A 15926-nucleotide genomic window follows, 5' to 3' on the forward strand; every position below is an offset into this window, starting at 1 on the left:
GAGGCGCCCGTGACCGTCTCCGATCAGTCATCCCACAGACTAGCAGCGCTGCTGTCGTCCGTATCAGTCGAGATCTCCTCGCGCGGGCATCAGATCGCGGAACTGCGCGACCATTTCGCTGAAGGCACGGACGTCACCATCACGTTCCTGCCCGGTGACAATTATCGCCACAACGTCGAAACGGCTGCCGCGCTCCGCCGGGCCGGCTACAATCCGGTGCCGCACATCGCGGCGCGTGAAATGGCCTCACGGGAGGCGTTCGACGATTTCCTGGCGCGTGCGCGGGGCGAGGCCGACGTATCGCGGATCCTCCTGATCGCGGGCGATGTCGCGGCGGCGAAGGGGCCGTTCAAATCGACGCGCGATGTTGCCGCTAGCGGATTGATCGAGGCGTACGGGATTGCGTCCGTCAGCCTGGCAGGTCACCCCGAGGGCCATCCCTATCTCGGACTGCCGGATGCGCTGCAGGGGCTCAAAGCGTGGCGCGAGTGGGGACAGAGGACCGGAACGCGGGTCGATGTCGTCACGCAATTTTGCTTCGAGAGCATGCCGATCCTGCAATGGATCGGCGCGCTCGATCGCGCCGGCATTGATCTTCCTGTCATCATCGGCCTGGCCGGTCCGGCCACGCCGGCGACATTGACCAAGTTCGCGCTTCGCTGCGGCATCGGCAATTCGATGCGCGCGCTGCGGGCCCAGATCGGCCGGTTCGGCCGGCTGTTGACGGATACCGGGCCGGACGATGTCCTCAGGGGCCTGCGTTGCGCCCCTGCGGCCGCGACCGCGCCGATCGCGGGATTTCACCTGTTCCCATTCGGCGGCCTGCGCAAGGCCGGCAACTGGCTGCGCGATTACGACCGCGACGTGCTCCGGCCTGCAGAGCGTGTCGCGGCCTCGCGCGCCGGGTTTCAGAATCCGTAAAGCTGCGCCGGATTGTCGACCAGGATCTTCTTGCGGATCGCCGCGTCCGGCGCCCATACCGGAAGCTGGTTCAAGAGCCGTCCGTCGTCGATCTGGAACAGCGGCGTGACGTCGGTGATCTTCTTGCCCGCAGGCGTGACCGAATTCGGGTGCGGCCAGTCGGTGCCCCAGACGATGCGGTCGGGATTGGCTGATATCAGCGCTTTGGCGAGCGGGATGCAATCGGTGTAGTCGGGCGCCAGTTTCGAGGCGCGGTAGGCGCCGGAAATCTTCACATAGGCCTTGCCCGATTTGACGAGATCCACGAGGTCGGCAAAGTCCGGCTGCTCGACTCCGAGGGCGGCCTTGGCGCCGCCGAAATGATCGAACACGACCGGCACCGGCGAGGCCATGACCAGATCCTTGATCGCTGATATCATCGCCAGATTGGTATAGAGCTGCACGTGCCAGCCGCGCGCTTTCATGCGCTCGACGGCGGCCGTGAAGCGCGGGCGGCCAACGTTCGGGTCATTGACGCCGCCACTTGCGAGATTGAGGCGGATGCCGCGAATGCCGGCCTTGCCCATGAGGTCGAGATCGCTCTCCGACGTCTTGTCGTCGATCACGGCGACCCCGCGCGCGGTCGGGCCTCGCGCCGCGATGCCGAACAGCGTGGCCGAGTTGTCGGTGCCGTAGATCGAGGGCGTGACGATCACCACGCGCTCCATGTGCAGCGTCTTGTGCAGGGCGGTCATTTCCTCGGGCGAGGCCAGTTCGGGCGTATAGACGCGGCCGGAAAAGAACGGGAATTTCTCAGGGTCCGGATGGATGTGGGTGTGACAGTCGCAGGCGCCCGCGGGCACGTCGAAATTCACCGGCGTCGCGGGCTGCGCCGCTTTGGCAGAGGCTGTTCTGTTGTTCATGATCACTCCGGCAGCGATTGAGGCGAGCATCACACTGCGTCGCGTCAGCATTGGTGTTCTCCCTGCGATTCTATTATTGATTGGTGTCTCGACAGGGCGTGGTCGCCCGTCAACTCCAGCGTTCTCCCGCCACGCGCCGGGCGTTGCTTTGCCTCGGTCTGCGCGGAGAGACTATCGGGAGAAGTGGGCCGCGAGAAGGCGCCGTCATGCGAGGTCGCCGATCACCGCGCGAACTTCCGCGACCAGTTCGGGTAACGGCCGCGATCCATCCATCCGCAGCACGGGGCAGGGCAGTTGGGCAAGCCAGGCCTGATGCTTCGCCTGATTACGGCTCACATTGCCGTCTTCATAGCCCGATGCCCATTCAATGAATTCCTCGGTCTCTGCATGCCGCCAGCCGCCGGGCGCCACCGCATCGGCGCCGAAGCGGGTGGCCTCGCGTGCCCGCAGCCGCTGCAACCGCATATCGCGAGGGGTTGTGAGGAAGACGACCGCGTCGAAATTTGGAATCAACACATCGCCCCAACCGTTAAGCGATCCGCTCAATACCCAGGCCGCGCGTGGCAGGAAGACATCCTGCATCAGCTTCAGCCGCTCGGCGACGTCGCGCTTGTCCCGGTACGGCGGCTCCGTCGGCAGCCAGAAGTAATCGTCGGTGTCGTGATGCGGGATGGCCAGCGCACCAGCGAGAGCGCGGCCGAGGCTGGTGACACCCGCGCCCGATGCGCCCATCACATGTATGCGGCAGCTCTTCATTTGTTCGCTCCGGCTTATCGCTTCGGTAATGCAACCGGTCTATCGAACCAGAAGCCGCCCAAATTTGACTAATGATCCGCCCACCCGGAATATCTCGCAATCCCCCTGGAATCAGTTCATGCAAAAATTTTCCCAAAAGCTCAAAACCGGCGTGTCGGTCGCCGCCGTGGCGGTCGTGCTGCTCGGTGTCTACAGCTATCGCAAGCTTCAGGCGCTGGCTGCCGATCCGACCGGGGAGAAGGATTGCGGCCCTGCGGTCGGCGGCGGTGAGCAGACGAAAATCGATCTGGAGCGGATCAAGGCGATTGCGCCACTCAAGGACGTAAGGTGGTCGCAGCTTGGCGGCAGCATCAACGACGCGAGCTGTCTCAGCAAAACCGAAATCTATGGCGTGGTCGACGTGCGCAGCGTCGAGGACGTCGCGAAGACGCTGGCCTTTGCGCGCGACAACAAGCTCTCGGTTACGACCGCCGGCGTGCGCCACAGCATGGGCGGGCACGCCTTCCGCAAGGGCGGCATCGTGCTGGATATGCGCGGCTTCAACAAGATCGTGCTCAATGAGACTTCGCGATCGGTCACGGTACAGCCGGGCGCGACCTGGCACGACATCCAGAACGTGTTGCACCCGCGCTTTGCGGTCCGGGCGATGCAATCGACCGACATTTTCACCGTCGGCGGCTCGATCTCGGTCAATGCCCATGGCATGGACCATCAGGCCGGCGCGCTCGCCAAATCGATCAAATCAATGAAGGTGATGCTGGCGGACGGTTCGCTGCGAACGGTGTCGGCGACCGAGAACCCGGATCTGTTCAACCTTGTGGTCGGCGGCTACGGCCTGTTCGGTGTGATCGTCGAGGCCGAACTCGATATCGCCGACAATCTGGTCTATCAGACTGACCGTCGCATGATGGACTACAAGGAATTTCCGGCGCTGTTCGCCGGCGAGATCGAGAAGGACGCCAATATCGGCCTGATGTACGGCCATCTCTCGACCGCGCCAAGCTTGTTCCTGAAGGAATTGCTGCTCTATACCTACACCAAGGTCGACGGTACCGATTTCAAACGAGAACCGCTCGGCGAGGTCAGCGGCACCAAATTGCGGCGACTGACCATCAACCTGTCCAAGCAAGGCCCGCTGTTTCAGGAAATAAAATGGCTGTCGGAGAAACATATCGAGCATCGCATGGAAAACTGCACGGTCACGCGGGCGCAGGCGATCGGATCGGCGGAGGCCTGCCTCGTCAACCGCAACGACCCGATGCACGATTCCGTGCCTTACCTGCGCAACTCACTGCCTGACGATACCGATATCCTGCACGAGTATTTCATTCCGCGCAGCCAGTTCGTCTCGTTCGTCGATGGCATGCGCAAGGTGTTGACCGACAACAAGACCAATCTGTTGAATGCGTCGGTGCGGGTCGTCCATCAGGAGAACAATTTCCTGACCTATTCGCCGCAGCCGGCGTTCTCGCTGGTGCTCTACATCAACCAGTCCACCGATGAGGAGGGCAATCGGCGAATGAAAAAGGCGACGGAGGAGTTGATCGACCTTACGATTGCGCACAAAGGCCGGTTTTTCCTGCCCTACCAGCTCTATTATTCGCGCGACCAGTTGCAGCGCTCATACCCGGAGATCAACGCTTTCTTCGCAGCGAAACGGAAGTATGATCCGGGCGAGTTGTTCACCAATACGTTTTACCAGAAATACGCGTCGTAACGCCTGTCTGCCATCGCGAGCATCGTGCATAGCTCGGCAAAGCGAGATGGTAATCATGGACATCACAAGAAATCGCGCAGCCTCGCAAGTTCAACGACGAGTTCGGCGGAGATTATCTTGGGGATCAAATCGCCCTGTGGGGCGGTATGAATCTCGTAGAGATGACGTTGGCTGAGCGGTTGCTCCAGAAACTTGGTGATGCATTCGTCCAAGGTGCCATCAAGGACCGAGTACGGGGTCGACCAGACAGCGCCTTTGACGCGCTCGTTGTTCTTCGAAGGCCATTTTTTTAGAGCGGCAGGAGCATTAAAGTCCGTTTGAGCACTCCTTAAGGATTGGCTTCCCGGTTGGGAATGACAAAGGTTTGGCCGGGATAGATAAGGTTGGGATTGCGGATTTGCTCCCGGTTGGCCTTGTAAATCGTGGCGTAGCGCGTGCCCGCGCCGAGGGTGGCCTGGCTGATTCGCCACAGGCTGTCACCGCGCGATACCGTGGTGGTCGAGATCTTCGGCACCACGACGCTGGAGGAGTTCGTGACGTCCGGCAGGGCGCCGGCCGATGCATCCGCCACCTGGGACTTCGGCAGGGCGGCGGAGTCCGGTTTGGAAGGTGAGGTGCGCGGCGGTACCGACGCGGTAACCACCGGGTCGGGCGCGTTGAACGGCACCTCGGCGCGTCCACGCACCACGCCGGACTTCGAATCCACCTCGTCCAGCCTTACGCGATAATTCCCGGGCCCGATTCCCTCATTGATCGTGACGGCAAAACGTCCATCCGTCGCCGCCGTTACCGACGCAATAAAGCTGTCGTTGAGATAGAGCCTCATCGGGGCGCCGGCGCGCGCGCGGCCGCTCACATGGAATTTGCCGCCGGCTTCGATCTCGACCGCCTCCACAATCACCGCAGCGGTTTCCGGCTTCGCCTGAGCTGGCTGTGACATCACGACGGTAGGCTTGTTTGGCGTCATCAGGGCCACGACCGGCCGTTCCTTCAGATTCGGCTCAAGCGCCACCGTCACGCTCTGTTTGGATATGGTCTCTCTGCCGTCGGGCTGCTTGGCGCGCAACGTCAGATCGTAGGTGCCTGGCGGTAGCGGGCGCGGGATCATCGCGAATTGCCCGGATGGATCCGCGACGACGCGATCATGCAGTTCACCATTTCGCAGCAGTTCCACGGTCACGCCCGGCGCCGCGCGTCCCGCGATGACCGCTTCGCCGTTCGGCTCGATGCGGGCGACGTCGAACGCCGGCTCGCCGTCGCCGCTCTCGGGCGTGGCGGTCGATCCGGCCAGCGCGGCCGCCACCGCGTTTGCCTCCGCCTGCACGCTTGCGAGTGCCGGCCCCTTGACGCGCTCATCAGTGGCCGGTTTTGGCGCGACGCTTGCAGCCTTATCAGCAGTCGGCTCGCGCCCAATGTACTGCATGGCGACGATCGTTCCGATGCCACTCGCCGCAACAAGCCCTATCAGGGGCACGACCAACCGGTTCATTGATGTCTTGATCATGGTCTTTAGCCCGTCGGCCGGAAGGTCGGCCCGCCATCATTATACAGGTATTTCGGCCGAAATGGGTACTCAAGCCGAGAGATAACCCGCAGGCACAGAAGGATTAAGCCGTCTAGGGCAGGCCGGCCAGGCTGGAACTCTGGTCCGTCGTCAAAGCTGCACGGTGAACCGCTTCGGCGGCAGGCCGCTGCAGCCGCCGGCCTGTTCGGCGTCGAGCACCAACAGCGCGCCGGCCGCGTAGAGGCGGCCGACGAAATTGGCATCGTCGGAACGCGCGATGGTGACGTAGTTATTCGAGGCGAGGATGCGGCCGTTGGCCTTGGCGATGGCTGCCAGTGCCTGGGAGGGCGGGCCAATGATCGCCATCGACTTGCCGGGGGCTGAGCCGAAGGTCAGCGCAACAACTACCGCGAGCCAGCCGACGCTGACGAGCGCGATAGCGCCGGCAATCCGGCCCCACCGCCAACCGCCGCGTTGACGCCGGTCAGTAATCATAGAAGTGCTCAATGCTTGCACCCCTGGCCTTGAGCTCGCGATTGATGTCGACGAGCCGGTCGATCCTGGCCTTCAGGCCGGCCCTGCGAAAACCGGGCCGGGCATCCAGTTCCAGCGAAAACAGTTCGGTCGTGCCCTTGATATCGAGTTTCGCGGCATCCGGCGCTATCACCGTGATGAGAATGTCGCGATTGCCCGCGATCTCCGCAACGCCATATCCCTGGTCCAGCAGGCCCTGGACGATCTCGGTAAACGCCTTGTAGCGTGGCGTCTGCACGAGCTGCCATTGTGCGTTGAGCGCGCGGATCGGTTTGATGCGTGGCTCCCTCGCCAACGTCTCCGGCGGCAGTGTCGCGACGGCAAACATGATATCGCGCGGCTCATCGTCATTGCTGGCGTCGAGCGCCTTCTGGATCAGCGCGGCATAGCTGATCTTGACGAAATATTCCGCGCCGAGCGCGAAGTCGCGCTCCCAGGTGCGCAGATTGCTCGGCGTTGGCGCCGAGATCGCGAAGAGGCCGTCGAGCTTCTCGCGAAACGGATATTTGTACCAGGGAATGGTATTGAGGAAGGCGGCATAGTCCTGCAGCACGGCGCGGCCGAACTCATCCTGCGGCGTGCGCTTCTCGCCCCTGATCCACTCGAACACGCGGCCGATGGTGTTCTCGTAAAATCCCTTGACGGCATATTCGACGGAATAGCTGATCCCGATCACGTAGATCATCGTCTTGACTTCGGCCAGGGATTCTCCCGTCGCAGGCACGGCGCGGTTGATGGTGCAGAAGCTTCGCCAGAAACCGAAGATATGGCTCAAATAATTGAAGTGGCTTTCGCTGGAGCGATCGAGGAAACGGCCGAAATCCTCGAAGGAATAGACGATGTACCACTCCGGAAAGGTGAAGAACGTATTGTTCAGCTTGCGCCGGTAGCCCGGCTCGTCGATTGCGGGAAGGGTCACCGCGGGTGTGGCGGATGCTGAGGCGCTGGAAGCCGGGCGGCAGGCACCCTCGATATAGGCCAGTGGCATAAGCACCGACAACGCGATCAGGATCGCGACAACAGCGAGGATGCGCCGTAGCCATTTAAGCATGAACGGTGGTCCGCGTCCGCGGCGCCAGCCCATAGCCGATCAGGATTGCCACGCCGCCGAGCCCGAGATGCGGCGCGTTGGCGAAAAACCGCGTCGAGAGCGGCAGGTCAAGGACGCCGTTGATCAGGATGCCGAAGTCGAGATAGCCGCTGCCGGTGAGCAGGCCGAGCATACCGTCGGCAAAGTAGAAAACGCCGAATAATTGAAAGAACAGTTCCGAGGCGCGGCGCGAGGTCATCGCCGCGGTTGCCGCCCATAGCGCGGAGACGAGATGCAGTCCATCGGCGTACCAGGTGCGGCGAAACAGCCCGAAGATCATGTCATTGGCGTCGATGAAGGCTGGGATGTAACCGGTTAGGATCACGAAGCCGAGCAGGGCGGCATAGCCCCAGGCGCACAGTCTGATGATGTCCATGATGTCTCCGGCCGAATCTCGGCTCAGTCTAGAGTTTTCCAAGCGTCTTGAGCAGGGCATCGTTGAACATGGCGGGGTCCTCGATCTGCGGAATGTGACCGAGCCCCGGCAGCAATGTCAGGTCCGTATCCGGCGGCAGCAGCGTTCGGAGATCGAGAGCCTGCTCAACGGGGGTGATGGTATCCTTGTCGCCCCACAGGATCGCGACGGGGACTTCCAGCTTCGCATAGGCATTGCGGTCCGCGCTCGCGGCATTGGTATCGGTGCCGAGGAAATAATACAGCCAGTCGGCGATATCGCTCGTGCTGTCGCGCTGCGCCAGCGGCCTTTGCAGGATCGCGACATATTCAGGCAGCGCACGCTCTTTCTTCGCGATCAACGATTTGAGCAGCATTTGCGTCGCCACGGGATTGGTGATGGTCAGTGACACCAGGACTTCACGAATCCATTGCGGTTGGACCACCCAGGGCGCGTCCGATGGCGCAGCCGTCAATCCGAGCGCGGCATCGACCAGCACCAGTGCGCGTGTCCGATCCGGATATCGCATCGCCAGTTCGGTCGCAGCCCCAGCGCCGAAGGAGTGACCGACGATGATGGCGGGCTCAGCTTTCAGCGCATCAAGCACATCGTTGATCCGGGCGGCCTGATCCTGTCGCGTATAGCTGCCGGGACGGTCCGAGAATCCAAACGGCGGGAGATCGAGGGCGATCACATGAAAGCCGGCCGCGGCCAGCACGTCGCTGGTGTGCCGCCATAGCTCGCTCCACGCCGCCGTGCCGTGAAACAGCACCACGGGAATGCCATCCTCCGGACCCTTCTCCTGCACGAACACGCGGCCTGAACGCGTCGGCACCAGGTGGCCGGTCCGCGGCGCCAGTTGGGCGCGCGCTCCGGTTTCGCGTATCGACGCCGCAAGGCGGAATGAGGTGACCACAAGGATTGCGGACAGGAGCAGGACCAACAAGCCGTTGGCCGACCAGCGCAGAATGTTTGAAACCACGAGGCCTCGCAAAATCGATCAAAATAAACGGGTGATGGAAGCGGACCCGCGTTTTAGGCGAACGCAAATGGCTGGCGACTGAAAATACCGGACATGATCAGCGCCCGGTTAACACTGCGTTTGTCGTCATTCCGGGATGGTCCGAAGGACCAGACCCGGAATCTCGAGATTCTCAGGTGCGCAATTGCGCACCATAGTTCGATGCTTCGCATCGCCCCAGAATGACGGGGAAATACAATCTACTGCCCCGATGGCGTGCGCAGGCCGTGCCAGGCGTCGCGCACCTGATGGTAATGCACTTCCGGCAGGTAGTCCGGCGTTTTGAGGTTGAGCGTCTTCACGTCGAGCCGGCCGATCGCGCTGAGCAGGGTATAGGAGGCGATCACGCGGTCGCGCTGTGCGCCGATCAGCCGGGCCTTCGCCAGGATCAGATCCTGCTGCGCGTTCAGCACGTCGACTGTGGTGCGCTGGCCGCCGGCCGCCTCCCGTTGCACGCCCTGCAGCGCGACGGTGGCGGCGCGGACCTCGGCTTCGGATGCGGTCACCGCGATCTTGGCGCCTTCATTAGCGACCCAGGCACCGACCGCGGCGGTGCGGGCCTGATTGCGGACCTGGTCCAGCACCTGCCGGCTTTGCGCTGCGATTTCCTTGGCTTGCCGGGTCTGTGAGGCGGCCATACCGCCGTCATAGATCGGCTGTGTGAGCTGGCCGGTCACCGAAGCCTGGTCGGTCCCGAGGGTACCAAGCGTGGGATCCGAGTCCTTGCTGCGGCTGACGCTTCCCTGCAGCGTGATCGTCGGCATCAGGCTGCTCTCGGCGACGCGGATCGAGGTGGTGGCGACGTCGAAATCGAAGCTTGCCGCCATCACGGCAGGATGCCCGCGGAAGGCCTGCCCGGTGGCGTCATCGCGGCTGCGCGGCAGCAGGCGATCCACGGCTTCGGCAGGGCGGAGCACGGTGGGCGCGTTGCCGATGACCTGAAGATAAGTCGCCTGGCTGACGGCTAGATTGACCTCAGCGGCATTCAAATCGGCGCGGCCTCGGCTCAGACGTGCCTCGGCCTGCGCAGCGTCGGTTGGCGTGACGTCGCCGGCATTCAGACGCTTCTGGGTGATGCCGAGCGTTTCCTGCAGAAATTCCACGTTGGCGCGCTGGGCTTCGACCAGCGATTGGTTGGCGAGAACGTTTGTATAGACCGTGACCGCATCCAGCAGCACGCCCTGACCGACATTGCGCAGCGCCTCGCGGCCGGCCTGCACCTGCAATTCCGCCACGCGTACACTGTTGGCGGTCCTGAAGCCGTTGAACAACGTCTGGGACACCGTCACGCCGATGGTCCAGGGCTTCAGGTTCGCCGATTGGACGGTGTTGTCGGGCAGCAGGTTGCGCACCGCCTGAAAGCCGGCGGAGAGAGTAGCAATGATCTGCGGCCGATAACCCGAAAGCGCCTGCGGCACGTTCTCGTCGGTGGCGCGCTGGCGCGCCCGCTCGGCATTGAGCGCGGGATTGGTCTGGTAGGCCTTGGCCAGCGCCTCGGGGAGCGATTCGCCATGCGCAGCCGGCGCCGCAAGCGCGAGGCAAGCCGCAGCAAGGCAAATGCCCGATCGAAGCAACCGTCTTTCAACGCGGCCAACCCTTGCGGCACGCTTAGCCATTTGACCCCGTAGTCAACACAAGAACGTGATAACCCTGCTTCGAGTCATCCCGCTCTATCTTTTTGTTTCGGCATGATCTCCAGGGAATGCCGGTTACCCGTCATTCCGGATCATGCACTGTCCGTCCGCCCCCGCCGACAGCCTCGTCTACCTGTTTAGGGGGCACGGTCGCTACAGGCAAACTGCCGCGCGACATCAGTACATTAATTCGGTGAAATCAAAGCTTGGCTGTTGCCGGTTCGTCACAGACGAAGTTCGGCGGCAGATGCGCTATAGCTTCGGTGGCTGGCGTCCGATTCAGGGCGGTTAGCTTCGCAGCTATGCCCCGGGTCCGCTACTGATGCCAAAGCTGTTTTCCGATCCCGAAGAGATCGCGGAGGATATCATCCGCGAGGTCGGAACCGACCTCATGGTCGGCTTGCCGCTCGGGCTCGGCAAGGCCAATCATGTCGTCAACGCGCTGTACGCACGCGCCGCCGCCGACCGCTCGATCAAGCTCACTTTGTTTTCGGCGCTGACGCTGGAAAAGCCCCGGCCTTCAAGCTTGCTCGAACGGCGCTTCATCGGCCCGGTGATCGATCGCCTGTTCGGCGGCTATCCCGATCTGACGTATGCGAATGCGCTGCATGCCGGCGAACTGCCGCCCAACATCAGGGTGATCGAGTTTTTCTTCCTGGCCGGCAAATGGCTGCACGTGCCGTACGCGCAGCAGCATTACATCTCAGCAAACTATACCCATGCTTCGTCATACCTGCTGACGCGCGGGCTGAACGTCGTCACCCAACTGGTCGCGAAACGCGTGGTCGAAGGCGTGACGCGCTACAGCCTGAGCTGCAACACCGACACCACGCTCGACATCTTGCACGCCCGTGAGCAAGGTCGCGCGTCGTTCAAGCTGATCGGCCAAGTCAATTCCGAACTGCCGTTCATGCCGGGCCCGGGCGATTTGCCGGCGGACGAATTTTCCGCTGTTCTCGACAGTCCCGCGACGGATTTCCCGCTGTTTGCGCCGCCGGCCGAGCCGGTCAGCGACACCAAATACGCGATCGGGCTTCATGCAGCTAGCCTCGTGCCTGACGGCGGCACCCTGCAGATCGGCATCGGCCAGGTCGGTGATGCGCTGGCGCAGGGGCTGATCGTTCGCCACCGCGACAACGCGCAATTCGGCACCATCATGAAGCGGCTTGCGCCTGGAATCGAGCAAGCGCACACGGGACCGTTCGAGACGGGACTCTATGGCGTCAGCGAAATGCTGATCGAGGCGTTTCTCGGCCTGATCGACGCCGGTGTTCTCAAGCGCGAGGTCGACGGCGTGACGCTGCACGGCGCGTTCTTCCTCGGGCCGAAATCGCTCTATCGCGCGTTGCGCGAAATGCCGGACGAGCAACTCGCGCGCATCCGGATGATGCCGGTGTCCTTCACCAACGAGCTCTATGGCGACGAGGATGCCAAGCGCCGGGCGCGCGTCGGCGCCCGCTTCGTCAACAACGCGATGATGGCGACGCTGATGGGGGCCGCGATCTCGGACGGCCTCGACGATGGCCAGGTCGTCAGCGGCGTCGGCGGCCAGTATAATTTCGTGGCGCAGGCGTTCGCGCTTCAAGGCGCGCGGTCGATCCTGACGCTGGAGGCGACGCGGCAGGCGGGTGCAAAGACGCACTCCAACATCCGCTGGAGCTACGGTCACGAGACCATCCCGCGGCATCTGCGCGACGTCTTCGTCACGGAATACGGCGTTGCCGATGTCAGGGGCAGATCGGACGCCGAGACCATTGCGGCGATGTTGCAGGTTACCGATTCCCGTTTCCAGGACGAGCTTACGAAGATCGCCAAGGATGCCGGCAAGCTGCCGAAGGCATTTGAAGTTCCGCGCGCGCATCGCGAGAATTTTCCGGAACGGGTGACGGAGGCTTTGAAGCCCGCGCGCGAGACCGGGCTGCTGCCGTCATTTCCGTTCGGCACCGACTTTACCGAGGTCGAGCAGCGGCTGATCCCGGCGCTGCAGTTGCTGCGGGAAGCGCAGCGGACGCCACTGGTTCTGCCCGGATTGCTGTGGCAGGGGATGACGCAGCCGCCGGATGCGTCGAAGCGCGAATGTCTGGCGCGGTTAGGACTCGATCGCCCGACGACGTTTGCCGACCGTGCTTATCGCGCGCTGGTCAATGCGGCGCTGGCGAGGAGCGGCAAGCTATAATCCGTCGTCCCTGCGAACGCAGGGACCCATAACCACAGGGCGTAGTTGCTTAGAGAAGATGTCTGCCCATCGTCGCTTCAACACGACGGCCGAGGCGTATGGGTCCCTGCGTTCGCAGGGACGACGTGCGGAGAGAGCTCGGCGTTACCTGTTCTTGTTCACCGGCTTGCGCTTCTCGATGAACGCCGCCATGCCTTCGGAGCGGTCTTCCAGCGCAAAGGTCGAGTGGAATAGATTGCGCTCGACATTCATGCCTTCCGACAGCGGCGTCTCGAATGCGCGGTTGATGGCTTCCTTGGCCATGGCCGCAGCCGGACGCGACATCGAGGCGATCTTTTCCGCCGCCGAGAGCGCTTCTTCCATCAATTTGTCAGCCGGCACGACGCGGCTGACGAGGCCGGAACGCTCGGCTTCCGCCGCATCCATCATGCGTCCGGTGAGGCACAGATCCATCGCCTTGGACTTGCCGATCGCACGCGTCAGCCGCTGGGTGCCGCCGATGCCTGGGATGGTGCCGAGCGTGATTTCGGGCTGGCCGAATTTTGCGGTGTCGGCGGCGATGATGATGTCGCACATCATGGCAAGCTCGCAGCCGCCGCCGAGCGCATAGCCGCTGACGGCCGCGATCGTCGGTTTCCGGCAGGTGGCGACGCGGTCGCCGCCAATGGCGGTGAAATCGCTGGAGAACATGTCGATGAAGGTTTTCGGCTGCATCTCCTTGATGTCAGCACCGGCGGCGAACGCCTTTTCGCTGCCGGTGAGCAGGATGCAGCCGATCTTGTCGTCGGCCTCGAGGTCATCGACTGCGGCAGCGATTTCACGAAATACGCCGAACGACAGCGCGTTGAGCATTTTCGGCCGGTTCAGCGTAATGATGCCGACCGCGCCCTTGCTCTCGACAATGATGTTTTCGAACGTTGCCATGATCCACCCCGGGGTAGTCCTTTTCGCGGGGCAATGTGCCCGCTGCCGGGGTGGGCTTCAAGTGGGCTGGAACGAACGGACCCAGGACGCGGGGATGGTGCGCCGGCGGCTATGCCATGAACATGCGCGCGGCCGACGCCATCGTCAGCAAGGCGCCGAAGGCGATAAAGATCTTTCCGATCAGCGAGGTCTTGTCCAGGGTGGAGCTGTCGCTACTAGCGGCCTGATCAGGAGCCTCCGATGCCGATTTGGCCGAGGCCATTGCAACCGTCTGCGTAGAGGGGGTCTCCTCCTGCAGCGCCCGATCGACATCGTTGAGCTGGTCGGAGGCAACCACGGCGGCGTCGGCCGGCGCCTCCGCGTCGGCCGGCTTGTCCTCGGCCGCTTGCTGCAGGACCGTGTTGGCTTTCTCCGACATGGCCGCCGACATGGCCTTGGCGGTATCGGGGGCCGCATCGGTCGAAGTCATTTGTGCGTTGGCGTTGGCGAGCCATTCGGGCATCGCGGGTGGGGGGCTGCCGCTCGCATCAGCGACCTGCTTTTCGTCGGCCTTCTTGCTCTCGGTGGATTTCGATGCGGCGGGGGTGGATTTGCGATAGGCGGAGCGCTTCTTCAGGTAGCGCGAACCGGTCCTGGCGGACTTGCCGGATGTCGCGCTCTCCGATTTCGAGACCTCGGCGCTATCCGCAGCCGTACCGGCGGCTATCGCCGGCAGTGGTCCTGCGAAACCTACCAAAAGCCCTGCCGCTAAAATCAATGCCGATCCCGCGCTGGCCTTGATCGTCATGTGGAATCTCCCCATTGGCCGCCGCCCAGTCCCGAAAAAAGACCCCGCCGCGTGTCCACAGCACGGCAAAAACAGGGAATCTTCGGGCAACACCGGGCAAAAGCTGGGCAATGGTGTTGCAGCGGACGTGCGGGCGGGCGTTTTGCCGGCACGGACTTCTCTTGGAGGAGCTACGCCGGATGCTTGTCAGCGCAATCGATGTTATGAGCCTGCCGTCCGCGCAGCCGGCCGTCCCGATTCCCGGATGGACACCGCCAGGCCGGTGCGGCAGGACGCTTCGGCGTCAAGACTTTCGATCACGACTTCGTGATCTGGTCGTCCTGACGTAACAAATTGAAAGATCGACCGAATTCCAGGGTAGGAGCGCGGGTGCGCGAACGGGATGACGAATGGACCGGCCTGATGCGGTCGGCCATTGCAGGCGACAGTGCGGCGTATCATCGCCTGCTCAAGGCCGTCGCGCCGGTGCTCCGGGCCGCCGCGCGCCGCGGTCTGGCGCGGGCAGGGCAACCGGTCGACCAATCCGAGGACATCGTGCAGGACATTTTGCTGGCGGTCCATTTGAAACGGCATACCTGGGATGTCAGCGCCCCATTTGCTCCATGGCTGTTTGCGATCGCCCGGAACAAGCTGATCGATGCGCTGCGCCGCCGCGGCCGGCGCATTTTCGTCGATATTGACGATTTCGCCGAGACGCTGCCCGGCGAAGCACCGGCCGAGACGGCTTCCGCTAGCGAGGTCGCGGCCCAGCTTCAGACGCTGCCGGCACGCCAGCGCGAAGTGCTGCAGTCGATCGCGGTCGACCGCGCCTCGATCAAGGATACGGCGGCGAAATTTTCGATGAGCGAGGGCGCGGTGCGGGTGGCGCTGCACCGTGGGCTGACCAGCCTGACGGCGAAGCTACGGGAACAATGAGAATGGATACCGATCAGCTCATTCGAACGCTGGCGGCCGACAATGCGCACCGCGCGCGCCCCGTCGGCTTCGCGCTGATGCTGGCGCTCTTGGCTGCAGCACCGGTTTCGCTGTTGATGTTCTTTACGGAGCTCGGCGTCAGGCCCGACGTGATGGTTGCGATGCGAAACCCGTTCTTCGACCTGAAATTCGCGGTGACGCTGGCGCTGGCGATCTCGGCAATTGGCGTTAGCCTGCATTTGTCGCGGCCCGAGGCCTCGCTGCGCGGATTTGGCTGGCTGCTGCTCGCCCCCGTCGGGATTTTGGCCGCAGGCATTGGCGGCGAGATGATGATGCCGCAGCGCCTGCCGATGATGACGCGGCTGGTCGGCAAGAACTCCTGGGTCTGCATGACGGGCATCTCGGCGCTATCGTTGCCGATTTTGGCCGGCGCGCTGATCGGGCTGCGGCACGGCGCGCCGGCGCGGCCGGCGGTCGCCGGCGCCATCGCCGGATTGTTGTCCGCGGGGCTGGCGGCGACGCTCTACGCCTCGCATTGCACGGACGATTCACCGCTATTTGTGGCGACCTGGTACACGATCGCAACCGCGTTGGTAACGGCGCTCGGCGCGCTGCTCGGATCGAAGCTGCTGAAGTATTGACGATTCGCGG

Annotated in this window: 15 protein-coding genes; 5 read left to right on the forward strand and 10 right to left on the reverse strand. The window is 63.1% G+C overall.

The genetic code is table 11. The features are described from left to right. The first annotated feature begins 9 nt into the window (after positions 1 to 9). Positions 10 to 921, forward strand: a complete 912-nt coding sequence (locus tag GWE18_RS00055; RefSeq protein ID WP_275183781.1) for a methylenetetrahydrofolate reductase — start codon at positions 10 to 12, stop codon at positions 919 to 921. Here the strand turns inward: GWE18_RS00055 and GWE18_RS00060 are convergent. Then, the gene (locus tag GWE18_RS00060; RefSeq protein WP_275183782.1) at positions 909 to 1874 is read right to left on the reverse strand and encodes an amidohydrolase family protein; all 966 of its coding nucleotides are present in this window, start codon (positions 1872 to 1874) and stop codon (positions 909 to 911) included. The genes GWE18_RS00055 and GWE18_RS00060 overlap by 13 nt on opposite strands. Before the next feature lie 153 nt (positions 1875 to 2027). Beyond that, the gene (locus GWE18_RS00065; RefSeq protein WP_275183783.1) at positions 2028 to 2579 is read right to left on the reverse strand and encodes a hypothetical protein; all 552 of its coding nucleotides are present in this window, start codon (positions 2577 to 2579) and stop codon (positions 2028 to 2030) included. 118 nt (positions 2580 to 2697) lie between these two features. Here GWE18_RS00065 and GWE18_RS00070 point away from each other — a divergent pair, with 118 nt between their 5' ends. After that, complete coding sequence (locus tag GWE18_RS00070; RefSeq protein WP_275183784.1) at positions 2698 to 4296, forward strand: FAD-binding oxidoreductase; 1599 nt, start codon at positions 2698 to 2700, stop codon at positions 4294 to 4296. A 328-nt stretch (positions 4297 to 4624) separates the two neighbouring features. Here the strand turns inward: GWE18_RS00070 and GWE18_RS00075 are convergent, their stop codons facing one another. The 6 genes from GWE18_RS00075 to GWE18_RS00100 form a co-directional block, all read right to left on the reverse strand. After that, complete coding sequence (locus tag GWE18_RS00075; protein WP_275183785.1) at positions 4625 to 5800, reverse strand: LysM peptidoglycan-binding domain-containing protein; 1176 nt, start codon at positions 5798 to 5800, stop codon at positions 4625 to 4627. Between the two features lie 150 nt (positions 5801 to 5950). Further along, a complete protein-coding gene (locus GWE18_RS00080) occupies positions 5951 to 6295 on the reverse strand; it encodes a hypothetical protein (protein ID WP_275183786.1) in 345 nt (114 codons plus the stop codon). Continuing rightward, positions 6285 to 7385: a hypothetical protein gene (locus tag GWE18_RS00085; protein ID WP_275183787.1), complete on the reverse strand. Its 1101-nt coding sequence runs from the start codon at positions 7383 to 7385 to the stop codon at positions 6285 to 6287. The genes GWE18_RS00080 and GWE18_RS00085 overlap by 11 nt, the downstream gene beginning before the upstream one ends. Further along, positions 7378 to 7800 (reverse strand): hypothetical protein, encoded by a 423-nt coding sequence (locus GWE18_RS00090; RefSeq protein WP_275183788.1) that lies wholly within the window; start codon positions 7798 to 7800, stop codon positions 7378 to 7380. Before GWE18_RS00090 ends, GWE18_RS00085 begins: the two co-directional genes overlap by 8 nt. A gap of 28 nt (positions 7801 to 7828) precedes the next feature. Continuing rightward, the gene (locus GWE18_RS00095; protein ID WP_275183789.1) at positions 7829 to 8800 is read right to left on the reverse strand and encodes an alpha/beta hydrolase; all 972 of its coding nucleotides are present in this window, start codon (positions 8798 to 8800) and stop codon (positions 7829 to 7831) included. Between the two features lie 239 nt (positions 8801 to 9039). After that, a complete protein-coding gene (locus GWE18_RS00100; protein ID WP_275183790.1) occupies positions 9040 to 10455 on the reverse strand; it encodes a TolC family outer membrane protein in 1416 nt (471 codons plus the stop codon). 340 nt (positions 10456 to 10795) lie between these two features. Between GWE18_RS00100 and GWE18_RS00105 the strand changes: the two genes are divergently transcribed. Continuing rightward, complete coding sequence (locus tag GWE18_RS00105; protein WP_275183791.1) at positions 10796 to 12649, forward strand: acetyl-CoA hydrolase/transferase C-terminal domain-containing protein; 1854 nt, start codon at positions 10796 to 10798, stop codon at positions 12647 to 12649. Between the two features lie 144 nt (positions 12650 to 12793). Here GWE18_RS00105 and GWE18_RS00110 read toward each other — a convergent pair whose 3' ends face one another. Both GWE18_RS00110 and GWE18_RS00115 read right to left on the reverse strand, forming a co-directional pair. Continuing rightward, entirely contained in the window at positions 12794 to 13573 is a 780-nt protein-coding gene (locus GWE18_RS00110; RefSeq protein ID WP_275183792.1) for an enoyl-CoA hydratase, read from the reverse strand. 109 nt (positions 13574 to 13682) lie between these two features. Next, the gene (locus tag GWE18_RS00115; protein WP_275183793.1) at positions 13683 to 14360 is read right to left on the reverse strand and encodes a hypothetical protein; all 678 of its coding nucleotides are present in this window, start codon (positions 14358 to 14360) and stop codon (positions 13683 to 13685) included. 369 nt (positions 14361 to 14729) lie between these two features. Between GWE18_RS00115 and GWE18_RS00120 the strand changes: the two genes are divergently transcribed. Both GWE18_RS00120 and GWE18_RS00125 read left to right on the forward strand, forming a co-directional pair. Then, positions 14730 to 15275, forward strand: a complete 546-nt coding sequence (locus tag GWE18_RS00120) for a sigma-70 family RNA polymerase sigma factor (RefSeq protein WP_275183794.1) — start codon at positions 14730 to 14732, stop codon at positions 15273 to 15275. A gap of 2 nt (positions 15276 to 15277) precedes the next feature. Next, complete coding sequence (locus GWE18_RS00125; protein ID WP_275183795.1) at positions 15278 to 15916, forward strand: DUF1109 domain-containing protein; 639 nt, start codon at positions 15278 to 15280, stop codon at positions 15914 to 15916. The last annotated feature ends 10 nt before the right edge of the window (positions 15917 to 15926 follow it).

Origin of the sequence: Bradyrhizobium sp. CSA112, assembly GCF_029051645.1 — a bacterium.
Lineage (GTDB): Bacteria > Pseudomonadota > Alphaproteobacteria > Rhizobiales > Xanthobacteraceae > Bradyrhizobium.

What these genes read in the sequence shown, in the direction of transcription:
- GWE18_RS00090 (WP_275183788.1), bottom strand. Translation starts at nt 7,800, where the DNA reads ATGGACATCATCAGACTGTGCGCCTGGGGCTATGCCGCCCTGCTCGGC.
- GWE18_RS00125 (WP_275183795.1), top strand. Translation starts at nt 15,278, where the DNA reads ATGGATACCGATCAGCTCATTCGAACGCTGGCGGCCGACAATGCGCAC.
- GWE18_RS00085 (WP_275183787.1), bottom strand. Translation starts at nt 7,385, where the DNA reads ATGCTTAAATGGCTACGGCGCATCCTCGCTGTTGTCGCGATCCTGATC.
- GWE18_RS00075 (WP_275183785.1), bottom strand. Translation starts at nt 5,800, where the DNA reads ATGATCAAGACATCAATGAACCGGTTGGTCGTGCCCCTGATAGGGCTT.
- GWE18_RS00080 (WP_275183786.1), bottom strand. Translation starts at nt 6,295, where the DNA reads ATGATTACTGACCGGCGTCAACGCGGCGGTTGGCGGTGGGGCCGGATT.
- GWE18_RS00115 (WP_275183793.1), bottom strand. Translation starts at nt 14,360, where the DNA reads ATGACGATCAAGGCCAGCGCGGGATCGGCATTGATTTTAGCGGCAGGG.
- GWE18_RS00105 (WP_275183791.1), top strand. Translation starts at nt 10,796, where the DNA reads ATGCCAAAGCTGTTTTCCGATCCCGAAGAGATCGCGGAGGATATCATC.
- GWE18_RS00110 (WP_275183792.1), bottom strand. Translation starts at nt 13,573, where the DNA reads ATGGCAACGTTCGAAAACATCATTGTCGAGAGCAAGGGCGCGGTCGGC.
- GWE18_RS00100 (WP_275183790.1), bottom strand. Translation starts at nt 10,455, where the DNA reads ATGGCTAAGCGTGCCGCAAGGGTTGGCCGCGTTGAAAGACGGTTGCTT.
- GWE18_RS00060 (WP_275183782.1), bottom strand. Translation starts at nt 1,874, where the DNA reads ATGCTGACGCGACGCAGTGTGATGCTCGCCTCAATCGCTGCCGGAGTG.
- GWE18_RS00070 (WP_275183784.1), top strand. Translation starts at nt 2,698, where the DNA reads ATGCAAAAATTTTCCCAAAAGCTCAAAACCGGCGTGTCGGTCGCCGCC.
- GWE18_RS00065 (WP_275183783.1), bottom strand. Translation starts at nt 2,579, where the DNA reads ATGAAGAGCTGCCGCATACATGTGATGGGCGCATCGGGCGCGGGTGTC.